The organism is Vibrio penaeicida (assembly GCF_019977755.1).
Taxonomy (GTDB): Bacteria; Pseudomonadota; Gammaproteobacteria; order Enterobacterales; family Vibrionaceae; genus Vibrio; species Vibrio penaeicida.
In genome coordinates this window covers 2052541-2074257 of sequence record NZ_AP025144.1, presented here as the reverse complement: position 1 = coordinate 2074257, position 21717 = coordinate 2052541, and the positions used below count along the sequence as shown (strand labels likewise).

The following is a 21717-nucleotide window of genomic DNA, read 5'->3' as shown; positions in this document are numbered from 1 at the left end:
AAAAAGAAGAAAATGATTGAAAAGCAGTACCAGACATTAACGAAACAAGCACAAGCAATCATTGGAGATGAGCCGGATTTAATTGCTAACTTATCTAACCTAAGTGCGCTTTTGAATATGGAGCTGAATAAGCTGAATTGGGTAGGTTTTTACTTAATGAAAGATAATGAGTTAGTTCTCGGTCCTTTTCAAGGTAAGCCCGCTTGTATCAGGATTCCAGTGGGGCGCGGGGTGTGTGGAACAGCAGTGGCAACCGATACTGTTCAACGAATCGAAAACGTACATGATTTCGAAGGGCACATTGCTTGTGATGCTGAGAGTAACTCAGAAATTGTCATTCCGTTTCGTATAAACGGAGAGATTGCAGGGGTACTTGATATTGATAGCCCTGAAATCGGTCGATTTGACCAAAATGATGAGAATGGTTTGACCTTCCTGATGAAGGAAGTTGAAAAGCTGCTCAATTCCCACGCGAACAACGATTAATTTACAACTTGGTTGTGGTTTTTCCTAAGCATGTCACTATAATAGCGAAAATATTTATATGAACGCTTTGCGGGTAAAGGCCGCAACAACCAGGAATCCTCATGGAAAACACTGAAAAGTTAAAAAACAGCAAAGAAGTCATTGCATATATTGCTGAATGTTTCCCTAAGTGCTTTACTTTAGAAGGTGAAGCTAAGCCATTAAAAATTGGTATCTTTCAAGATTTGGCAGATCGTCTGAGTGATGATCCAAAAGTAAGTAAAACTCAGTTACGTGCTGCATTAAGACAATATACGTCTTCTTGGCGTTACCTGCATGGCGCAAAACCTGGCGCAATTCGTGTGGATTTAGATGGTAATGAAGCGGGTGCACTTGAAGAAGAGCACATAGAGCATGCCAAAACTGCACTAGCGGAAAGCAAGGCACGAGTTCAGGCTCGTCGCAAAGAAAAAGCTGAAAAAGCACGTGAAGAAGGTAAAGCAAAAGCTAAGGCGAATAAGCCTCAAGCTCGTAAATCGAAACCTAAAGCACAAAAACCTCAGAACAATAAAGCAGCAGTGCCTACGCGTCCGCTAAATGACGATGATATGATCATTGGTAATGCAGTGAACGTAAACATGGGTAAAGGGAATATGGCTGCTACAATTGTAGAAATTAACAAGGATGATGTGCGGGTGCAGCTTAATAACGGTCTGCAAATGGTCGTAAAAGCGGAGCACTTACGCGCTTAAAGGAGAAACTCCTACGCATGAAATGTCGTTCTAAATTGACTGTGATCGCTGCCAGCTTGATGCTGGCAGCATCAGCTCAGGCTCTCGAAGCCAAACTTTCCAAAGCCGACTTGCCACTTCTAGCTCCTGAAGTTCAACATACCACAGCGAGCAAACGAGTGACTTCCCGATTGACTCGTTCGCATTATAAGCACTTCAATCTCAATGATGAATTCTCCCAAGCGATGTTTAATCGTTATGTGGAAATGCTGGACTACAACAAGAATATCTTCACCCAGAGTGATATCAATTCGTTTGTTGAATGGTCAGTTCAGCTTGATGATCAGCTGAAGTCTGGCAGCAACAAAATTGCCTTCAAACTCTATAACCTCGCAAATGAAAAACGCTTCGAGCGCTTTTCTTATGCTCTGACCTTGTTAGACGAAGAAATAAAATTCGACGTAGATGAGTCAATGATGGTTGACCGTTCTGATGCAGAATGGCCTCAAACCCAAAGCGAAGTGAACGAGTTATGGCGTAAGCGAGTTAAATATGACGCTCTAAACCTAAAACTCACTGGCAAAGATTGGCCTGAAATTAAGGAAATGCTTGAAAAGCGTTATAACAACGCAATGAAACGTATTTCTCAGACCAAAAGTGAAGATGTTTTCCAGCTTTACATGAATGCTTTTGCTCGAGAAGTGGATCCACACACCAGTTATCTTTCCCCGAGAAATGCGGAACAGTTTCAGTCTGAAATGAACTTGTCTCTAGAAGGGATAGGTGCAGTTCTGCAAATGACAGAAGACTATACCGTGATCCGCTCTTTGGTTGCTGGTGGTCCAGCGTCGAATAGTAAGCAATTGTCTGAAGGCGACCGAATTATTGGTGTTGCTCAAGATAAAGATGACATGGTTGATGTGATCGGATGGCGATTAGACGACGTTGTTCAGCTTATCAAGGGTCCTAAAGGTACTAAAGTTAGGTTGCACATTCTTCCAGAAGCGAAAGGTGCAAAAAGTTACGACGTAACGATTGTGCGAGATAAGATTCGCTTGGAAGACCGAGCAGTTAAGTCTGAGATTCATGAGAAAGATGGAAAGAAAATTGGTGTACTTGAAGTCCCAAGTTTCTATGTTGGTCTTTCGAAAGATACCGATAAACTTATCGCAGAATTGAAAGAGAAAGAAGTTGATGGAATTGTTGTCGATCTTCGTAACAACGGTGGTGGTGCTTTAACAGAAGCGACAGCGCTTTCAGGGTTGTTCATCAAGAGCGGTCCAATTGTTCAGGTTCGTGACAGCTATGGTCGAATCGAGCAAAATAGCGACACAGGCAACCAGATCAGTTATGAAGGTCCAGTGACTGTTTTGGTAAACCGCTACAGCGCATCAGCCTCAGAAATTTTTGCCGCAGCACTCCAAGATTATGGTCGTGCAGTTATCTTAGGTGAAAACTCGTTCGGTAAGGGTACGGTTCAGCAACACAGAAGTTTGAACCACATATACGATTTGTTCGAAAAAGAACTTGGATACGTGCAATATACGATTCAAAAGTTCTATCGAATCAATGGTGGAAGTACTCAAAACAAAGGTGTAGTTCCAGATATTCCATTCCCGACTGCTATTGACCCAGACGAGACAGGTGAGAGTGTTGAAGATAACGCGCTACCTTGGGATCAAATTAAAAAAGCGGAATACAGCGAACTGGATGACAAATCTAAGCTCATTACGGACTTGTCCTCCCTTCATGATAAACGAATCGCTAAAGATTTAGAGTTTTCATTTATCATTGAGGATATTGCTGAATACACAGCAGAAAAAGAAGACAACTCTATTTCTTTGAAAGAATCAGTACGTAATAGCGATCAGGATAAGTCTGAAGACAAGCGATTGAGTCGTATCAATCAACGTCAAAAAGCTCTGGGAGAACCTGTTTTCAAAACTTTGGAAGATGTTCCAAAGGACTACGAAGCCCCCGATGCTTATCTAGATGAAGCCGTTGCAATAACGGTTGATATTGTAAAAAAATCAACCTCTTAAAATAAAAGCGAGCCTAGTGCTCGCTTTTTTAATGACAAAAATTAATGTGATATAGATCTAAAATATTGGGTGTATAGTCAATTCACTCCTAAGCTTAAAGAAAAGCGAGGTGGAAGTGATGAGATTATTCCTACTAATTTTTACCTGTTTTTTGTTTGGTTCGACCCATGCCGAGGTTAAGCAAAAAGCTGAGTTAACGCAATTTAACCACCCGTTCCTACTAGGGGACTGGTACCTGTTTAATCCGGATCCGGATAGCACTTCTGAAGACTTCCTCGCGATAAGGCTCACATTAGAGTCTGACTATGTGTTCACTATCGAAATTCAAAAGAAAGATCATTCCGTGGATTATTGGCAAGGAAACTATGAAGCTGATGAGACAACATTAGTGCTTGGAATGGATACGGAAACACCTCAGGTTTATTACTATAACAATAATCACAACCAGCTCAATTTGAACGGTGTGATCTTTCAAAAAGCCTTACCTACAGCTTTAGTCGGCAGTTGGACCAGTGAGTCACTGGCTGGCGACGATATACTGGCAAGCGATGTCAGCCAGATGGATTTAGTACTTCAAGCCGACTTTGTGTTTTCTTTTCGAGTCGTTTCCGGCAACGGCAACGAAGCAACGCATGAAGGCATCTACATTATAGAAGGGGATCATCTTGTGCTTATGTACAGTGATGGAGAGCAGGATTCACGTTACACTTTGATCGATAATCAGCTCACTCTTGATAGCCAGACATCTGATATGTACGCGGTACTTAATCGTGTAGAGTAGCGATTAAGTCGACAGACCCGAACATCAGAGAACTAAACCGGAATAGCATCGTACGCTGTTCCGGTCTCATTTTTTGAGACTCATTATTTTTTGTTATACCACCAATTCACATTGCCGTATGATACTTTTGACGAAGTACAAGCTATTGTGCGCTATATTTTCAGTCAAATAATCTGAAATCTTTCCCTGCTAGCTCATTTCTCATATTCAGCAGAAAATCTCATTTTCCGCTCGTAAGCAAATGGCTATATTAGGTAAACGCAACTGGCAGATATATAAAAGGAAATTTCAATATGGCTCAAAGCCCTCAAGCAAAATATCGTAAAGACTATCAGTCTCCTGACTTTACTATCACTCACGTAGACCTGACTTTCGATTTGCACGACACAGCGAGTGTTATAACGGCTGTATCGACAGTGAAAAAACTAAAAGAGAATACAAAGCTGTTTCTTGATGGTGATGAGTTAACTTTGCTTTCTGTAAAAGTTGATGGAGAAGATTGGACTGACTACCAAGAAGTGGAAGGTGGTCTTGAAATTAATGGTCTGACTAAAGATTTTGAGTTGACCATTAAAACAGAGGTTAACCCTTCAACTAACACGGCTTTGGAAGGACTGTACAAATCGGGAGATGGATTTTGCACCCAATGTGAAGCAGAAGGTTTCCGCCGAATTACCTACTACATGGATCGCCCAGATGTGTTGGCGATTTTTACAACGACTGTTATCGCGGAAGAATCTAAGAATACATTCCTTCTAAGTAACGGTAACCGTGTTGATGAAGGAAAGCTCGAAAACGGCAGACATTGGGCTAAATGGAATGACCCACACCCGAAGCCAGCTTACCTGTTTGCCATCGTTGCTGGTGATTTTGATGTTCTTCGAGACAAATACGTAACGGTCTCAGGTCGTGAGGTCGATCTAGAAATTTATGTCGATAGAGGAAACCTAGACCGCGCACCATTCGCGATGACGTCATTGATTAATTCAATGAAGTGGGACGAAGAAAGATTTGGTCTTGAATATGACCTCGACATTTACATGATTGTTGCCGTTGATTTCTTCAATATGGGTGCGATGGAAAACAAAGGGCTTAACGTATTCAACTCAAAATACGTGCTAGCAAACAATGAAACTGCAACTGATGATGATTACTTAGGTATCGAAGCGGTTATCGGACACGAATACTTCCACAACTGGACGGGTAACCGAGTTACTTGTCGTGATTGGTTCCAACTTAGCTTGAAAGAGGGCCTAACGGTTTTCCGCGATCAAGAGTTCTCATCGGATCTAGGTTCTCGTGCCGTGAATCGAATTAACAACGTGAGAATTATCCGTGGTCCGCAATTTGCTGAAGATGCGAGCCCAATGTCTCACCCTATTCGTCCGGAAAAAGTGATAGAAATGAATAACTTCTACACCTTAACGGTATACGAAAAGGGGAGTGAAGTTATTCGAATGATGCACACACTTCTTGGTGAAGAAAAATTCCAACAAGGTGTGAAGCTTTATTTTGAACGCCATGACGGTACGGCAGCAACTTGTGAAGACTTTGTCTCTGCAATGGAAGACGCTTCTGGTGTCGACTTGAAGCATTTCCGTTTGTGGTACAGCCAGTCTGGTACACCAACGGTTGAAGCAACCACTGAATTCAATCAAGCCGAAAATACGTTCTCGCTAACATTGAAACAGCAAACTGCACCAACATTGGAGCAATCAGAAAAGCAGGCATTGCACATTCCGTTTGATATTGAGTTATATGCGCAGGACGGAAGTGTTATTGAGTTACGCTGTAACTCTAAAGAAGTCAACAATGTTCTTGATTTCACTCAAGATGAGCAAACCTTTGTTTTCGAAAATGTAACTGAACGTCCAGTCATTTCAATGCTGCGTGAGTTTTCGGCGCCCGTTAAATTGAACTATGAATATTCAGATGAAGATTTGAAGTTTTTGATGGTTAACGCTAGAAATGATTTTGCGCGGTGGGATGCAGGGCAATTGCTTCTTGCCAAATACATTAAGTTAAACATTACACGTCAGCAAAATGGAGAAAGTTTCGAGCTTCCTGAAGATGTGATTGATGCATTCAGAGGCGTGTTGCTTGATGCTAGCTTAGAACCAGCATTTATTGCCGAAGCTTTAAAAATTCCAAGTGAAGTGGAAATAGCGGGTTGGTTTAAGCCAGCAGATGTAGATGCTATCCGATTTGTAAGAGAGTCGATCCGTAAAGCATTTGCTTTTGGGCTAGTGGATGAATTAAGCGCTACGTTCCACAGTAACAAGCAAGCTGAGTACGTTGTAGAGCACGATGCCATTGGTAAACGATCTCTAAGAAATGTGTGCTTGTCTTATTTGGCATTGACTGACCTAGGCGATGATATTGTAAAAGTTGTGTATCGAGAAGCGAACAACATGACTGATACTATGGCGGCACTGACTGCAGCAAATGCAGCACAACTACCGTGTCGTTCAGAGTTGATGGCAAGCTTTAGCGACAAGTGGAGCCATGATGGTTTAGTTATGGATAAGTGGTTTGCACTTCAAGGCACTAACCCAGCGAGTAATGTGCTCGATACCATTCGTGCAACGATGTCTCACGCTGCATTTGATCTTAAGAATCCAAACCGTACTCGTAACTTAATTGGCACTTTCTTTGGTGGAAACCCAGTTAACTTCCACAATAAAGATGGCAGTGGTTATGAATTTGCCGGTGAGATTTTGATCCAAATGAATGAAAGCAACCCGCAAGTTGCTTCGCGCCTAATAGATCCTCTTCTTAAATACAGAAATTACGATGAAGATCGTCAAGCGATGATGCGTAAAGAGTTGGAAAAACTGTCCAATCTCGACAATCTGGCCAAAGATCTCTATGAAAAAGTAACAAAAGCGTTAGAATCTTAAGTAAGACTGACTAGCGAATGAATATAAGTGGCAGTTTTTACTGCCACTTTTGTTATCCATGAATCAATATTACTTCTCTCTTAATATCACCTATCAAGAATTTCTCAGCCACTACTCAGGAGCGGCAAGTTCAGTAATTGTCTTCACTGACCAAGGTTTAAAAATTCAATTACCTGCATCTCGTTTCAGACCCTTTCTTAGTCAAATTGGTGTAAAAGGGCGCTTTAGGCTAACAACTGACCAGAATAATAAACTTCTAAAGTTGGAAGTTCTGTGAATCTGTGAGTTTTCAGATGTTTAAATAGGTACCTTAATCACAGATTCAAACTTTTTTCATAATCCTACCCGCAATTCATTTAACCTTTTATCAATATTGCTTTTACAATATAGATAGCCTGTTGTTCTAGTCAGGCTAAGGCATTACCAAGTTGCATTAAGCAACACCCTACAAAAAATTCTAAGATTGGAGCGTTAATATGGCCGCGCGAGAAAACGTTGTGCCGGTTCTTCTTGAAAAAGTGTACAAACTGATTCAAGACAAACTCGAGCTTGCCCACCAACCTTTAGTAACAAAACTTGCTAAGCACCTCTTTAGTACGATTGGTCAGGAAGACCTAGTACAGAGAAATGAGTCAGATCTCTATGGTGCTGTTGTCAGCTTGTGGCATCACATCAGCGAGAAGCAACCTAAAGAAATTTCGGTAAGAGTATTTAACCCTACGGTAAGCCGACATGGATGGAAGTCTACCCACACGATCGTCGAAATCGTGGTACCTGATAGCCCATTCCTTGTGGACTCGGTAAAGATGGCGCTTGCGCGTCTAGATCTTTCTAGCCACTTAATGCTCCACGGTCCGACGCGAATCGCTCGCGACAAAAATAATAAAATCACAGGCGTAAACGAAAAATCCGGCGATGACCTGTCGCTTTTCCATATAGAAGTCGACATGTTGGCAGACAAAACCAAAATGTCTGATTTGAAAAGCGAACTTGTATCCATTTTGACGGATACGGGGTTGGTTGTTTCTGATTGGAAGCCAATGGCAGCCAAGCTAAAACAAGTGATTAAAGAAATTGAAGATCAACGCGTATCTCTTCCTGTAGAAAAAGAGCGTGTTGATGAAACCATTGCGTTCCTTAAGTGGTTAGGCAATCACAATTTTACCTTCATGGGCTACAAAGAGTACGACTTAGTTGCCGTAGAAGGGGATCACGAGCTTCGTCCGACGGAAGAGACCGGTTTAGGTATTCTTTCAGTAGATAGTCGCGTACGTAGTGTAAAACTTTCTGACCTTGCAGATTCTGCACGCTTGGAAGCCAAAAAACCTTACTTGTTGATTGTGACTAAAGGCAATACTGCTTCACATATTCACCGCCCAGCTTATACCGACTATATCGGTATTAAGAAAATTGGTAAGAACGGCAAAGTAATTGGAGAACACCGTTTCACCGGTCTTTACACTTCGGCTGTTTATAACCAGAGCGTATCGAGTATTCCGCTAATTCGCGATAAAGCGAATCGAATCCTTGAGTCTAGTGGTTACATGAAAGGGGCATACTCTTTCAAAGCACTACACAATATTTTAGAAAACTTCCCTCGTGATGAGTTGCTTCAAGCGACAGAGCAAGAGCTACTTCAAGTCGGTTCTGGTGTTGTTCAAATGCAAGACCGAGACATGCTTCGATTGTTCATTCGTAAAGACCCGTTTGGTCGTTTCTTCAGTTGCATGGTTTATGTAACCAAAGAGCGTTACAACACCCAGCTGCGTCGTCAAACTCAGCGCATACTTGGGGATTACCTCAACTCTGATCAAGAAGTAGAATTCACAACGTTCTTCTCGGAAAGTCCATTGGCGAGAACTCACTACATTGTCCATGTGAAAAACAACAACATTGATGTCGATGTTAAAGAAATAGAGCAAAACCTTATGGAAGTATCTTCGTCTTGGGATGACCGACTACAAGAAGCGATCATTGCTAACAACGGTGAAAGTACGGGTTTGCCTTTATCAAAAGAATACCTTCGTGCTTTCCCTCGTTCATACAAAGAGGCGATGTTGCCAGGTTCTGCAGTTGCGGACATAGAACGATTAGAAGCACTTAAAGATGCTGAAGATCTGGGTATGCTTTTCTATCGCCCTCAAGAAGAGAGCCATGATTCCAAAGCCGTACACTTAAAACTGTACCATCGTGAGCAACCAATTCATCTTTCTGATGTACTCCCTATGTTGGAAAACTTGGGACTGCGTGTTATCGGTGAAGCGCCGTACGAAGTTCGAAAATCCAATGGAGTAACGTATTGGATTCTTGATTTCTCAATGTTATTGAGTGCGAGCGTATCAGTTGACTTACGTGAAGCGCGAGATCGTTTCCAACAAGCTTTCGCCGATATTTGGTCAGGTAAGCTGGAGAGTGACGGGTTCAACAGATTGGTTCTTGGCGCAGGTCTATCGGGGCGTGAAATCACGATACTTCGAAGCTATGCGAGATACATGCGTCAAGTCGGGTTCCCATTCAGTCAAAGTTACATTGAAGAAACGCTGTCGCATCACCCTGATATTGCCAAAGGGCTAGTTGATTTATTTGGGAAACGTTTTGATCCTAAATTTAAAGGTGCCAAAAAGAATCAAACAGAGCTGATCAACAAGATCAATGAGCAACTGGATGAAGTTGAAAGCCTCGATGATGATCGTATCATTCGTCGCTACACGGATATGATTCTTGCTACGCTCCGTACGAACTATTACCAGCTTGCTCAAGATGGCCAGCCGAAACCTTGGTTAGCGTTGAAGCTAAAACCCACCGATATTCCAGAAATTCCTCAGCCTGTACCCGCGTTTGAGATTTTCGTTTATGCCCCTGACATAGAGGGTGTCCATTTACGTGGTGGTAAAGTGGCTCGTGGTGGTCTTCGTTGGTCAGACCGACAAGAAGATTTCCGTACAGAAATTTTGGGCTTGGTGAAAGCACAGCAGGTCAAGAACACCGTAATTGTTCCAGTTGGTGCGAAAGGCGGCTTTGTTTGTAAGCGTCAACCAAATTTGACCACGCGTGACGAGATCTTTGCGGAAGGTCAGCGTTGTTACAAACAATTCATTCGCGCATTGCTCGATGTATCCGACAATATTGTTGAAGGCAATGTTTCCCATCCTGAGAACGTAGTTCGACATGACGAAGACGATGCGTATTTAGTCGTTGCGGCGGATAAAGGCACAGCGACATTCTCGGATCTTGCAAACTCAGTTGCTGATGAGTACAACTTCTGGCTTGGTGACGCATTTGCTTCTGGTGGTTCTAATGGTTACGACCACAAAGCAATGGGTATTACTGCGAAAGGTGGTTGGGAATCGGTAAAACGTCACTTCCGTGAAATGGGGGTAAACTGTCAAACCACAGACTTTACCTGTATTGCTGTTGGAGATATGGCGGGCGATGTATTTGGTAACGGTATGCTTCTTTCTAAGCATATTCGATTGCAAGCAGCGTTTAACCATTTACACATATTTATTGATCCAACACCAGATTCAGCGAAAAGCTGGAAAGAGCGTGATCGCTTGTTTAAATTGCCACGCTCAAGTTGGGAAGATTATGACAAGAAGCTGATCTCGAAAGGTGGGGGCATTTTCTCCCGTCGTGCTAAGTCGATCGACTTGACGCCAGAGATCCAAAAAATGCTGGGTACACGCAAAAGTTCGATGGCTCCCAATGACTTGATCAAAGCGATCTTGCATATGGAAGTCGATTTGTTCTGGAATGGTGGTATCGGTACCTACGTTAAGGCTTCAACTGAAACACACACTGATGTTGGTGACCGTGCAAATGATGCGTTGCGTATCGACGGTAAAGACATGAGAGCCAAAGTTGTCGGTGAGGGTGGTAACTTGGGTATGACCCAACTTGGTCGTATCGAATACGCTTTGCGTGGCGGTCGAGTGAATACCGATTTTGTTGATAACGTTGGCGGTGTTGATTGTTCAGATAATGAAGTCAACATTAAGATCTTCCTGAACAGCTTAGTCGCTAACGGCGACCTTACTGTAAAACAAAGAAACCTTATCCTAGATAAGATGGAAGACGAAGTTGGCGAAATCGTACTGAAAGATGCCTATTGGCAATCTGAATCCATTTCAGTCAGTGAACAGCAAGGTTCTTCTTTGGTGAAAGAGCAAATCCGCTTTATTCACACAATGGAACGATCAGGACATTTGGATCGAGCTTTAGAATACATTCCAGATGACGAAACTCTACTAGAGCGTGAAAAAATGGGGCAGGCGCTGACCCGTCCTGAGCTTTCGGTACTGGTAGCATACGGTAAAATGGTTCTGAAAGAACAGTTGGTCAGTGATGAAATTTCGAATGATGAGTTTCACGCACAGCAATTAGTCAATTACTTCCCATCAGAGTTACGCCGTAACTATTTATCACAAATGGATACCCATCCCCTAAGAGCAGAAATTATTGCGACATGTCTTGCAAACCAGATGGTTAACGAGATGGGTTGTAATTTCGTTACTCGAATGCAAGAGGAAACGGGTGCAACCGTTGTTGATATCGCAAATGCTTACTCTGCTGCCCGCGAAATCTTCGAGCTTGGCGGAATAATGAAGCAAGTGAGAAGCTTCGACAATACAGCAACCACTATCGCTCAGTATGATCTTATGTACTCAATTCGTCGTATTTTACGTCGACTTAGCCGCTGGTTATTAAGGAATCGTTCAAACAAGTCAACAGTTAATGAGCTTGTGGCTCTTTACCACGATGATGTTCAAGCGGTAATGAAAGATCTTGATAACTTATTGGTTAAAGATGAAGTTCAAGAGCACAACGATCTTGCCGATCTTTGGATCGAGCAGGGTATTGAGCGTCCTGTAGCAAACTATGTCTCTCGATTGTCGAGTCTGTACTCTGCACTGGATATATCCTCAGTAGCCCGTGATGAAGGTAAATCTGTCAAAGAAGCGGCTAAGATGTACTTCACATTAGGTGATCGCCTGTCTTTGCATTGGTTCCTCAAACAAATCAATAATCAAGCGGTTGAAAACAACTGGCAAGCCCTTGCTAGAGCGTCATTCAGAGAGGATCTTGATTGGCAGCAGAGATTGTTGACTGCGCAAGTTCTTCATTGTGACTGCAGTGAAGGTAAGGTTAATGTGGATAAAGCTCTGGACGAGTGGATTGAGAATAATGGGTCGTCTTTGGTTCGTTGGGAAAACATCCTTAACGAGTTTAAAGTGGGTTCAGTCCATGAATTTGCTAAATTTTCCGTCGCTCTGAGAGAATTAACGTTATTAAATTTGAATTGTGCTTCAAATGAGTAAATAATACAGCCCCGTTTAACGGGGCTTTTTTCTTTCGGAGGCACAATGCTTTACCGTCTAGCCAGAACTGGCTTTTTTCAACTCGATGCCGAAAAGGCACACGAGCTCGCAATAGATAACTTCAAACGCTTCAACGGCACTCCTCTTGATCTCTTCTATCGTCAGCAACTTCCTCACCGACCAGTAGAATGCATGGGTCTTACGTTTAAAAATCCAGTTGGCTTAGCGGCTGGCTTAGATAAGAACGGGGAATGTATCGATGCGTTTGGTGCGATGGGTTTTGGTTTTGTAGAAGTAGGGACTGTTACACCCAAACCTCAACCAGGTAATGACAAACCTCGCTTGTTCCGTTTGGTTGAAGCCGAGGGCATTATCAACCGTATGGGCTTTAACAATCTAGGTGTGGATCATCTTGTCGAAAACGTAAAAAAATCAACTTATGATGGCGTCCTTGGAATTAACATTGGCAAGAACAAAGACACCCCAATTGAAAAGGGAAGTGAAGACTACCTGATCTGTATGGAAAAAGTGTATCAGTATGCCGGTTACATTGCGGTAAACATTTCTTCTCCTAACACACCGGGACTTCGCTCTCTTCAGTATGGCGAAGCGCTTGATGAATTATTGTCTGACTTGAAAGCCAAACAAGCAGAACTTGAAACTGAACACGGAAAATACGTTCCACTTGCATTGAAAATTGCTCCTGACCTCAGTGACGATGAAATCGTTCAGATTTGTGAATCACTCATCAAGAATAAAATTGATGGCGTAATCGCGACTAACACAACGTTAGACCGTTCGATTGTTGAAGGAATGAAAAACGCAAACGAAGCGGGTGGGCTAAGTGGGCGACCAGTACAATCGAGAAGTACTGAAGTCGTTCGCAAACTTCACGAAGAGCTAGGCGACAAACTTCCTATCATTGGAGTGGGTGGTGTTGATTCCTATGTTGCTGCAAAAGAAAAAATGATTGCAGGCGCTAAGTTGGTTCAAGTCTATTCAGGTTTTATCTACAAAGGTCCTGGTTTAGTCAGAGATATTGTGAAAAACCTATAAATTTTCTTCTGAAAATCACATCATATTCACAAAAACAAAAGGGGATTTTTCCCCTTTTTTTTTGTCGATCGCTTTGTAGAATAAATGAGTAAATGGATTTTAGTTCAGTGACTTGAATTCTAAATTACTGATCACTACGAAGATTGAAGAGACGGAACATGTTGAAACCAAGCGACAACTGGAAGTGGTACTTTGATAAAAAAGTAAGCGCCCTGGTATTAGGGCTTGATGACGGCATGGCTTTTAAAGTAGAGATTCCTCAAAAGTTTTTAGTGGACTGCGCATTCAGAGACAGTGAATTTTCTGTTGATGACGCTTCAGTATTCCAGCAATTTAAGGAATCCGTACAAACTCTTCCTCTAACAGAGCCTAGGCAGGCTCAGTTGGTTCTGAATTGTGTCGCAACGCACCGCTATCATAAGCCTGTGCAACCTAAAAGCTGGTTTTTTGACTATCAAGGAGAAGGGCATAACCCTTCGCAAGGCGAATTAGTTTATTTAAAAAATGAATTAAATAGCGGTCTTTTTGTAGTTGTAGAAGTTTGCGACAACGCCAGCGTATGCGCTTCAGTAGAATTAGATGGTTTTCAACTGACTGCATCGAAATCTCTCAGTTTTTGTCAGTCTGTCAAAGTTATGCATGATCGCATAGCAAGGGCAGAAGCATTTGACAACTATGCGCCGATAGCTCTGGTAGGCTAGTACGCGTTTTTACATCCCTAATGAAATCGTTCCTTCGAGCTATTGGCATTGCCAATGGCTCTTTTTTTGTCTTTATTTCGCGCAATTTCTCTCGTCTCAGCCAGCCTCTAATACACCGAATCCGGTCCTAGCTGATATCAGTTGTGAGAAATTTGAACACCATCAAATAAAAGTTTTCCCAATTTTAGCTTCCGTTTATACCTAAATTCCCGTTTATAAGGTGCAAAAATTCCTGTTTTAGCCCCATATGTACCTAAATTACATCACCATCCGATGTCTGGTATATACCAAAATTGCAGCGAATAAGTATGCACTATCATTATTTCCCCTTTAAAAGCGTCAGTTTTACTGTCACTAAGTACTTACTGACCAAAATAGAAGTAATTTGCTGAAAGGCGTGCGTGAATTGTTTGAAAAACGTGCACTTAGATTGCTAAGACTAATTTTTGGAAAGATTGAGTTCGGTTTGTGCTTCTTGCTCAGGTATAATCGAGCTCATTTTTGTTACCAAAAGACCAGTATGAATCAGTATTTAGCCGTCACTTCCAACGGGCTTGAAAACCTACTTGCAGATGAATTGAAAAATTTAGGGATTGAAGACCCAAAACCAGTTCAAGCAGGGGTAAAATTTAAAGCGACCAACGCGCAAATCTACAGAGTATGTTTGTGGAGTAGGTTGGCATCACGTTTCGTTCGTATTCTTTCTGAATTCAAATGTCAGGATGATATGGACTTGTACTTGTCGGTTGCAGCGATTAACTGGTCATCGCACTTTGATAGCAACAAAACATTTGTGGTGGACTTCAACGGTACAAACCGAGAAATTCGCAATAGCCAATACGGTGCTTTAAAGGTAAAAGATGGCATCGTTGACTCGTTTAACAAAAAGAACCTATCAAGACCGTCGATCCAAAAAGATCATCCAGATCTACGTGTGCATGTTCGTCTATTTAAAGACAATGCATTGGTTGGCTTTGATATGGTTGGTTCTGGGTTGCATCATCGCGGTTATCGAACTGAGGCTGGTAGAGCACCACTTCGCGAAACACTGGCTGCAGCCATTATTTCGCGTAGTGGCTGGCAGCAAGGGAATAACTTGTTAGATCCCATGTGTGGTTCCGGTACATTGTTGATTGAAGCAGCAATGATGGCGGCTAACATGGCACCGGGCGTAAATCGCAAGTATTGGTGTTTTGAATCACTTTCTGATTTCGAGCCTGAAAAGTGGGCTGAGATAAAATCGGAAGCCAATGTGCAAGCGCGTAGGGGTGTTAAAAAGGTTGAATCGAAGTTCTTTGGGTTTGATAACGACGCACGTGTTCTAAAGACGGCGCGTGAAAATGCTAAAAGAGCAGGTGTTGAGTCACTGATTCAGTTTGCGAAAGAGGATGCCGCGCAGGTTAAACGCCCTAAAGAGTTTGATGATGGAGTTATCGTATCAAACCCGCCTTATGGTGAGCGTTTGGGCACACAGCCAGGTCTCATTGCCTTATACACTGCTTTTGGAGCACAATTAAAAACAGAATTTGGCGGTTGCCAAGCTTCTATTTTCTCTTCATCTGATGAATTGCTTGCCTGCTTGCGTATGCGTGCCGAGAAACAGTTCAAACTGGCGAATGGTGCGTTACAATGTCACCAAAAGAATTATAGTATCAGTGAAAGAAGCGCTACTTCACCTGAATCCAACCAAGAAACAAAGCAAGAAACCTTGGTTGCCCCTGATTTTGCTAATCGCCTAAAGAAAAACTTAACAAAACTGAGTAAGTGGGCGAGAAAAGAAAAATTAGATTGCTATCGTGTATACGATGCGGATTTACCTGAATACAACGCGGCGATTGATATTTACCAAGACCATATCGTAATTCAAGAATACGCGGCGCCCAAAAATATACCTGAAGAAAAAACCAAACGCAGATTAACCGACATTATTCGAGCAACTATTCAAGTAACAGGTGTAGAAGCAAACAATGTCGTGCTTAAAGTAAGAGAGAAGAAGAAGGGAAGCAGCCAGTATCAAAAACTCAGCCAAAACTCTGAGTTTATACAGGTAACGGAATATGGAGTGGATCTTTTAGTTAACCTCCACGATTACCTTGATACCGGCTTATTCCTTGATCACAAGTTAACACGTCGTAAGCTGGGTCAATTAGCTGGTGGTAAAGACTTCCTAAACCTATTTGCTTACACAGGTTCTGCGACGGTACATGCAGCTTGTGGTGGCGCCAAATCTACAACCACAGTAGATATGTCCAAAACTTACCTAGAGTGGGCTCAAGAAAACTTAGCCATAAACGGCATTTCTGGGAGCGAGCATCAGTTTGTTCAAGCCGATTGCCTTCAATGGTTAGAGCAAGCAGATGGTGAGTTCGATCTTATTTTTATTGATCCCCCGACGTTTTCAAACTCTAAACGCATGGAGCAGTCGTTCGATATACAACGTGATCACATTCAGTTAATGAAAAACTTAAAGAGGCTGTTACGCGGTAACGGTACAATTGTTTTTTCGAACAACAAACGTCATTTCAAAATGGATTTGGATGCGCTCGCGGAGCTTGGGTTGAAAGCTGAAAACATTTCATCACAGACGTTACCTCAAGATTTCTCGCGTAATAAGCAAATCCACAATTGCTGGATCGTCACTCATCAAGGATAAGGTGTGTTAACACTCTACAGTACTGAAGGATGCCATCTATGTGAGATGGCATATGGCTTATTAGGGCAGGCTGGCGTGATTGAACACGTCAAAGTCGTTGATATCGCTTTTGACGACAACCTATTTCAACGTTACGGGGTCACCATTCCGGTTGTTTCAATAGTAGGTTCAGAGCCTTCAGAATTGGGGTGGCCTTTCGATTTACAAGAATTACAACAATGGTTAGAAAAACATGGCATTAATTACCATTCATAATGGACAACTTGCGTTCGGCGATCACCCATTACTTGATCACGCAGATTTCGCACTTCAGGAAAATGAACGTGTTTGTTTAGTAGGGCGTAATGGTGCGGGCAAATCAACACTGATGAAAGTGTTGGCGGGCGAAATTATTATGGACGACGGCAAGATGCAAGTAACGCAAGACGTTGTTGTATCCCGTTTAGAACAAGATCCGCCGCGCAATGAGTCAGGTACTGTTTTCGATTATGTTTCAGAAGGTCTGGCTGGAGCAGGTGAGCAACTTAAGATCTATCAAGATCTGCTCGATCTCGTTGCTGTCGACCCAAGCGAAAAGAACATAAATAAGCTCGCTACCGTACAAGAGCAACTCGAGCATTCTGGTGCTTGGCGTTTTGAAGATAGAATAAAGAATGTTTTGGGTGCGCTGAGTCTTGATGGACATACACTGCTTTCTGATTTATCTGGTGGCTGGCAACGAAAAGCCGCGCTAGCGAGAGCACTTGTCTGTGAGCCAGATGTATTGTTACTAGATGAGCCGACCAACCACCTAGACGTTACAACGATTGAATGGTTAGAAGGTTTCCTGAAGGACTTTCGTGGGTCCATCATTTTCATTTCGCACGACCGCGCGTTCATAAAATCTATGGCAACGCGAATTGTGGATTTGGATCGTGGTCAGTTAGCCAGTTTCCCTGGTGATTATGAAAATTACTTGGTTGAAAAAGAAGAAATGCTTCGCGTTGAAGAGATGCAAAACGCAGAATTCGATAAAAAGCTTGCTCAGGAAGAAGTTTGGATCCGTCAAGGCATAAAAGCCAGACGTACTCGTAATGAAGGACGCGTTCGTGCGTTAAAAGCATTGCGTCAAGAGAGAAGCGAACGTCGTGAAGTGCAGGGCAAAGCGAATATCCAGATTGATGAGGCATCGCGTTCAGGGAAGATCGTATTTGAGGCTAAAGGCGTTAACTTTGGCTTTGAAGGCAATACAATTGTTGATGACTTCACCTTTAATATTATGCGAGGTGACCGAATTGCGCTGATCGGTCCAAACGGATGCGGTAAAAGTACCGTGTTAAAGTTGCTTCTAGGAACGCTTGAACCGGATTCAGGCAAGCTGCATTGTGGTACTAAACTCGAAGTGGCGTACTTTGATCAGTATCGCGAGATTCTAGATCCAGAAAAATCCGTCATTGATAACCTTGCGGATGGTAAGCAAGAGGTAATGGTAGGTGGTCGTCAGCGTCACGCGTTAAGCTATCTTCAAGATTTCCTTTTTGCTCCTAAGCGAGCTCGTACTCCTGTTAAAGCCTTATCTGGTGGTGAGAAGAATCGCCTTTTATTAGCGCGTATTTTCCTTCGTCCCAACAATTTATTAGTTCTCGATGAACCAACGAACGATTTGGATATCGAAACTCTGGAACTTTTGGAAGAATTACTTGCCAACTATCAGGGTACTTTGCTGTTAGTCAGTCACGATAGGGAATTTGTGGATAATACTGTCACGACCAGCTGGATTTTTGAAGGCAATGGTCAGATAGAAGAATTTGTTGGCGGCTATCATGATGCGCAGCAACAAAGATCTCAATCTCGCTCTTTAAGAGCTGCTGCGAAACCAGCTGATGTTGGTGCTCAGGTTAAAGATGAAAAACAGGTTGAGGAAAGTCCCAAAAATTCAGCAGCCCGCGCTAAGCCTAAGAAGTTATCGTATAAGCTACAGCGAGAGCTAGAGACCTTACCGCAACGCTTAGAGGACTTAGAGCAAACGATTGAAGATTTTCAAGCACAGGTGAATGATCCGGAGTTTTTCTCAAAACCGGTAGATGCTACACAATCTGTATTGGATAAGTTGTCCGCTGCGGAACAGGAATTAGAAATTGCCTTTGAGCGCTGGGAAGAGCTTGAAGCAATGCAACAGGAATAAGAAATAACTATGAGTCGTAATAGAGTATTTAAACTTTCGGCAATAACGTCACTAATCATAGGTGCAACGTCTGCTCATGCAGCGTTATACAGTATTGAAGTTGTAAGCAGTTCAGAGAATGAGAACTTTGGTTCTGCAATAAGCGAATCCACGGGTGTGACTAACTGTTTTGCAGAAGCATGTGCAAACAGTAGTAGTAATCCTATTGTGGCCTCCCGTGGTCGTATTGGTGAGGCAGGCCAGTGGATCAACGATGAAATGGATTTTCTTTTTGATAACCGCTTCCGATTTGTTGATCAAACAAGTAATCGCGACGAATATCGTAAATATTGCGATTACAACTTGCGCTATAACACATGTGAAGCATGGGCTGACCGCTTTTTCCATGGGACAAATGGTTCTGGTGGTGCCCAGCGTGTCTTGAACTCGTTTACGTGGTCTACACCGTTCTCAGCAGATAACAACAACACAAAAGCATTTTTAACTAGTGGTTCGTTGATTTCTGAAGTATCAGGCAATATTTCTGGTACGAATGAAATAGTAGTGAACAACTTTGATGGGACAACGGCGATAGGTAATTCAAGCAGCGGCTACCTTCATTCGGGGTCTAGCAACTACGCTCGCCAGTATAAAAGCCGAGGTTTCTATGGTTCTACCGTACTTGAACCTATCGTGACTTCTCAGCCACTTGATACAATGGGTGTGACTCGCGCGTTTGATTCGTTTGCTTATGATAATCAGGACGGATCAGGTGAGAAAAAGTACGTTGTGGGATCGTCAGCATTTTCAATATTTGGGACTAAGTCGGATTGTGAAACAGTTTCCGACCCTCATACTCGCTCTCAATGCCAAAACTTACGTTTCAATAATCAAGCGGTGATGTGGGATGTCACAGATCCTGCGTCGGTAAGCGTAACGAAAGTAACGGATACATCCAGCGGCACTCAGTCAAGTCAGGCTAGTGTTCGCGCCGCTGTTATTAATAAAGTATCCGGTTCTACTTTAGAAGATAAGCCTGTTCTTGTTGGTTTCTATAACCGTAAGAACTCTTCAGATATGCTTCCAGAAGCGGCTATATTTGAGCCAAAATTTGAAGATAGCTTAAACCCTCAAAAAATTACTGGCTGGTCAACAAAAGATATTGACGGGACGACATTAAACCCAGACGGGTATATTTACCATAGCTCTATTGCGACAGACATTAACCAAAATATGTTGGTTATAGGCTCGACCAAGCGTGGTAACTACGATTACAAACGTAGCCGTACTGATGTGCCAGTAGAAGAGGGCTCATTGAACAATCGTTTATGGCTTGCGAATGCTTCTTCTGCTAATCCAACGGCCACTTATTTGACTGGCGGGATCTTTTTCGCGGGGTCGGGTGGTGATATGCGTGCAGTCAACGACTTCAACGAAATTGTAGGCCGTATTGACGCTGAAAACGTTCGTGAAGTGGATGGTAAACTAAGACGTAAGCGTGCTTTCATTTATCCATACAATGTTGGAAGCATAGCGGGTAACCGCGGAAGTATTTTCCAAAACAAAGCTTGGTGGCTTGATGATCTCACTAACGACGGATCGGTTTCAGGTCATAACAACCAGTTTAGGATCATCGATGCAAATGACATTAACAATGCTGGCATCATTTCTGCTTCTGCAATGATGTGTGCTGGTGGCTATAAAACGACGAGCCACAATGCTTCGTGCAGCGGTACGGAAAAGCTTGTTTCTATTAAACTTACACCCATAAATGGTGCTACAGCATCGAATATTCAGCAACGAACTGCCGATAAAGATCCTGTAGAGCGTAAAGGTGCTGGGCTAGGGATCCTCTTGTTAGGTGTCCTATCACTAATCAGTTTCCGTCGTAAATAGAAATATTGTTAATACTGGGCATGGGTTCACAAAAATGGATCCGTGCCTTTTTTGTGCCTTGAGGATCGCGGCTGATTGTACAATTCTTAATAGCGGAGTCATAAAAACTCCACGCAACAGTAATAGTAGTAAGATAACGATTTACATTGTATGAGGACTGTACTATGAAGAGACAGAAGCGTGATCGCCTTGAAAGAGCTCAATCTCAGGGATATAAAGCGGGTCTGAACGGTCGATCTCAGGAGGCTTGCCCCTATCAGCAGATGGACGCGAAATCGTATTGGCTAGGCGGTTGGCGTGATGCCAGAGATGACAAGCAAGCTGGTCTCTATAAATAAATTTATCCACCCATACACATTACTCTTTACAGACCCCACATCTTGGGGTCTTTTTAAATAACTCCTAATGCACTATAACTAAATATATTGGACAAAAAAATACAGTGGGTTAGCCACTGTATTCATCATTTTCAACTTCGATCTTAGAAAGAAGAAGTGTCTTGGAATAGACCCACTTTCAAATCTTTTGCTACGTAGATTTCTTTTCCGTCTACTAGAACTCGACCGTCTGCCAAGCCCATAACCAGTCTGCGGTTTACAACACGCTTCATGTCGATTTGGTAAGTCACTTTTTTTGCTGTTGGAAGAATTTGACCTGTGAACTTCACTTCGCCAACCCCAAGAGCACGGCCTTTACCTTCGCCGCCAACCCAACCTAGGTAGAAGCCTACTAGCTGCCACATAGCATCTAGACCAAGGCAACCAGGCATAACAGGGTCGCCAGGGAAGTGGCAGTCAAAGAACCAGAGATCCGGAGTAATATCTAGCTCTGCTTCAATACGTCCTTTCCCATATTCGCCTTCAGTTTCAGACATCTTTGTGATGCGATCCATCATTAGCATGTTTGGTGCAGGAAGCTGAGGACCAGTAGGACCAAACAACTCGCCGCGGCTGGAAGCTAGAAGTTCTTCGCGATTATACGATTCACGTTTATTTTGCATTATTTATTACTCCAAAAATACGTAGGGGCAT

15 protein-coding genes are annotated in these 21717 nt (G+C 42.7%); 14 read left to right on the top strand and 1 reads right to left on the bottom strand.

Annotation, left to right across the window (positions count from 1 at the left end):
• The first annotated feature begins 12 nt into the window (after positions 1-12).
• From LDO37_RS09265 to rmf, 14 genes are all read left to right on the top strand, one after another.
• Positions 13-486, top strand: a complete 474-nt coding sequence (locus LDO37_RS09265) for a GAF domain-containing protein (RefSeq protein ID WP_126609640.1) — start codon at positions 13-15, stop codon at positions 484-486.
• Positions 487-587: 101 nt separating this feature from the next.
• Positions 588-1217 carry an RNA chaperone ProQ gene (proQ, locus tag LDO37_RS09260; RefSeq protein ID WP_126609641.1) on the top strand — a complete coding sequence of 210 codons (630 nt, stop codon included), beginning with the start codon at positions 588-590 and terminating at the stop codon, positions 1215-1217.
• Between the two features lie 17 nt (positions 1218-1234).
• On the top strand, positions 1235-3238 hold the full coding sequence (prc, locus tag LDO37_RS09255) for a carboxy terminal-processing peptidase (RefSeq protein ID WP_126609642.1): 2004 nt from the start codon (positions 1235-1237) through the stop codon (positions 3236-3238).
• Between the two features lie 118 nt (positions 3239-3356).
• The gene (locus tag LDO37_RS09250) at positions 3357-4019 is read left to right on the top strand and encodes a hypothetical protein (RefSeq protein ID WP_126607679.1); all 663 of its coding nucleotides are present in this window, start codon (positions 3357-3359) and stop codon (positions 4017-4019) included.
• 293 nt (positions 4020-4312) lie between these two features.
• Positions 4313-6919: an aminopeptidase N gene (pepN, locus tag LDO37_RS09245; RefSeq protein ID WP_126607680.1), complete on the top strand. Its 2607-nt coding sequence runs from the start codon at positions 4313-4315 to the stop codon at positions 6917-6919.
• 58 nt (positions 6920-6977) lie between these two features.
• The gene (locus LDO37_RS09240) at positions 6978-7196 is read left to right on the top strand and encodes a DUF2835 domain-containing protein (RefSeq protein ID WP_101113876.1); all 219 of its coding nucleotides are present in this window, start codon (positions 6978-6980) and stop codon (positions 7194-7196) included.
• Between the two features lie 199 nt (positions 7197-7395).
• Positions 7396-12237: an NAD-glutamate dehydrogenase gene (locus LDO37_RS09235; RefSeq protein WP_126607681.1), complete on the top strand. Its 4842-nt coding sequence runs from the start codon at positions 7396-7398 to the stop codon at positions 12235-12237.
• Positions 12238-12282: 45 nt separating this feature from the next.
• Positions 12283-13293, top strand: a complete 1011-nt coding sequence (gene pyrD, locus LDO37_RS09230; protein ID WP_224055421.1) for a quinone-dependent dihydroorotate dehydrogenase — start codon at positions 12283-12285, stop codon at positions 13291-13293.
• Between the two features lie 158 nt (positions 13294-13451).
• Positions 13452-13994: a cell division protein ZapC gene (locus tag LDO37_RS09225; RefSeq protein ID WP_101113873.1), complete on the top strand. Its 543-nt coding sequence runs from the start codon at positions 13452-13454 to the stop codon at positions 13992-13994.
• 520 nt (positions 13995-14514) lie between these two features.
• On the top strand, positions 14515-16647 hold the full coding sequence (rlmKL, locus tag LDO37_RS09220) for a bifunctional 23S rRNA (guanine(2069)-N(7))-methyltransferase RlmK/23S rRNA (guanine(2445)-N(2))-methyltransferase RlmL (RefSeq protein ID WP_126608975.1): 2133 nt from the start codon (positions 14515-14517) through the stop codon (positions 16645-16647).
• A gap of 3 nt (positions 16648-16650) precedes the next feature.
• Positions 16651-16902, top strand: coding sequence for a glutaredoxin family protein (locus tag LDO37_RS09215; protein WP_126608976.1), 252 nt, complete (start codon positions 16651-16653; stop codon positions 16900-16902).
• Complete coding sequence (locus tag LDO37_RS09210) at positions 16880-18811, top strand: ABC transporter ATP-binding protein (RefSeq protein WP_126608977.1); 1932 nt, start codon at positions 16880-16882, stop codon at positions 18809-18811. The genes LDO37_RS09215 and LDO37_RS09210 overlap by 23 nt, the downstream gene beginning before the upstream one ends.
• Before the next feature lie 9 nt (positions 18812-18820).
• Positions 18821-20686 carry a DUF3466 family protein gene (locus LDO37_RS09205; RefSeq protein ID WP_126608978.1) on the top strand — a complete coding sequence of 622 codons (1866 nt, stop codon included), beginning with the start codon at positions 18821-18823 and terminating at the stop codon, positions 20684-20686.
• A gap of 164 nt (positions 20687-20850) precedes the next feature.
• Complete coding sequence (gene rmf / locus LDO37_RS09200; protein WP_004409177.1) at positions 20851-21024, top strand: ribosome modulation factor; 174 nt, start codon at positions 20851-20853, stop codon at positions 21022-21024.
• Positions 21025-21167: 143 nt separating this feature from the next.
• Here the strand turns inward: rmf and fabA are convergent, their stop codons facing one another.
• A complete protein-coding gene (gene fabA, locus LDO37_RS09195) occupies positions 21168-21686 on the bottom strand; it encodes a bifunctional 3-hydroxydecanoyl-ACP dehydratase/trans-2-decenoyl-ACP isomerase (RefSeq protein ID WP_101113868.1) in 519 nt (172 codons plus the stop codon).
• Positions 21687-21717: the final 31 nt, after the last annotated feature.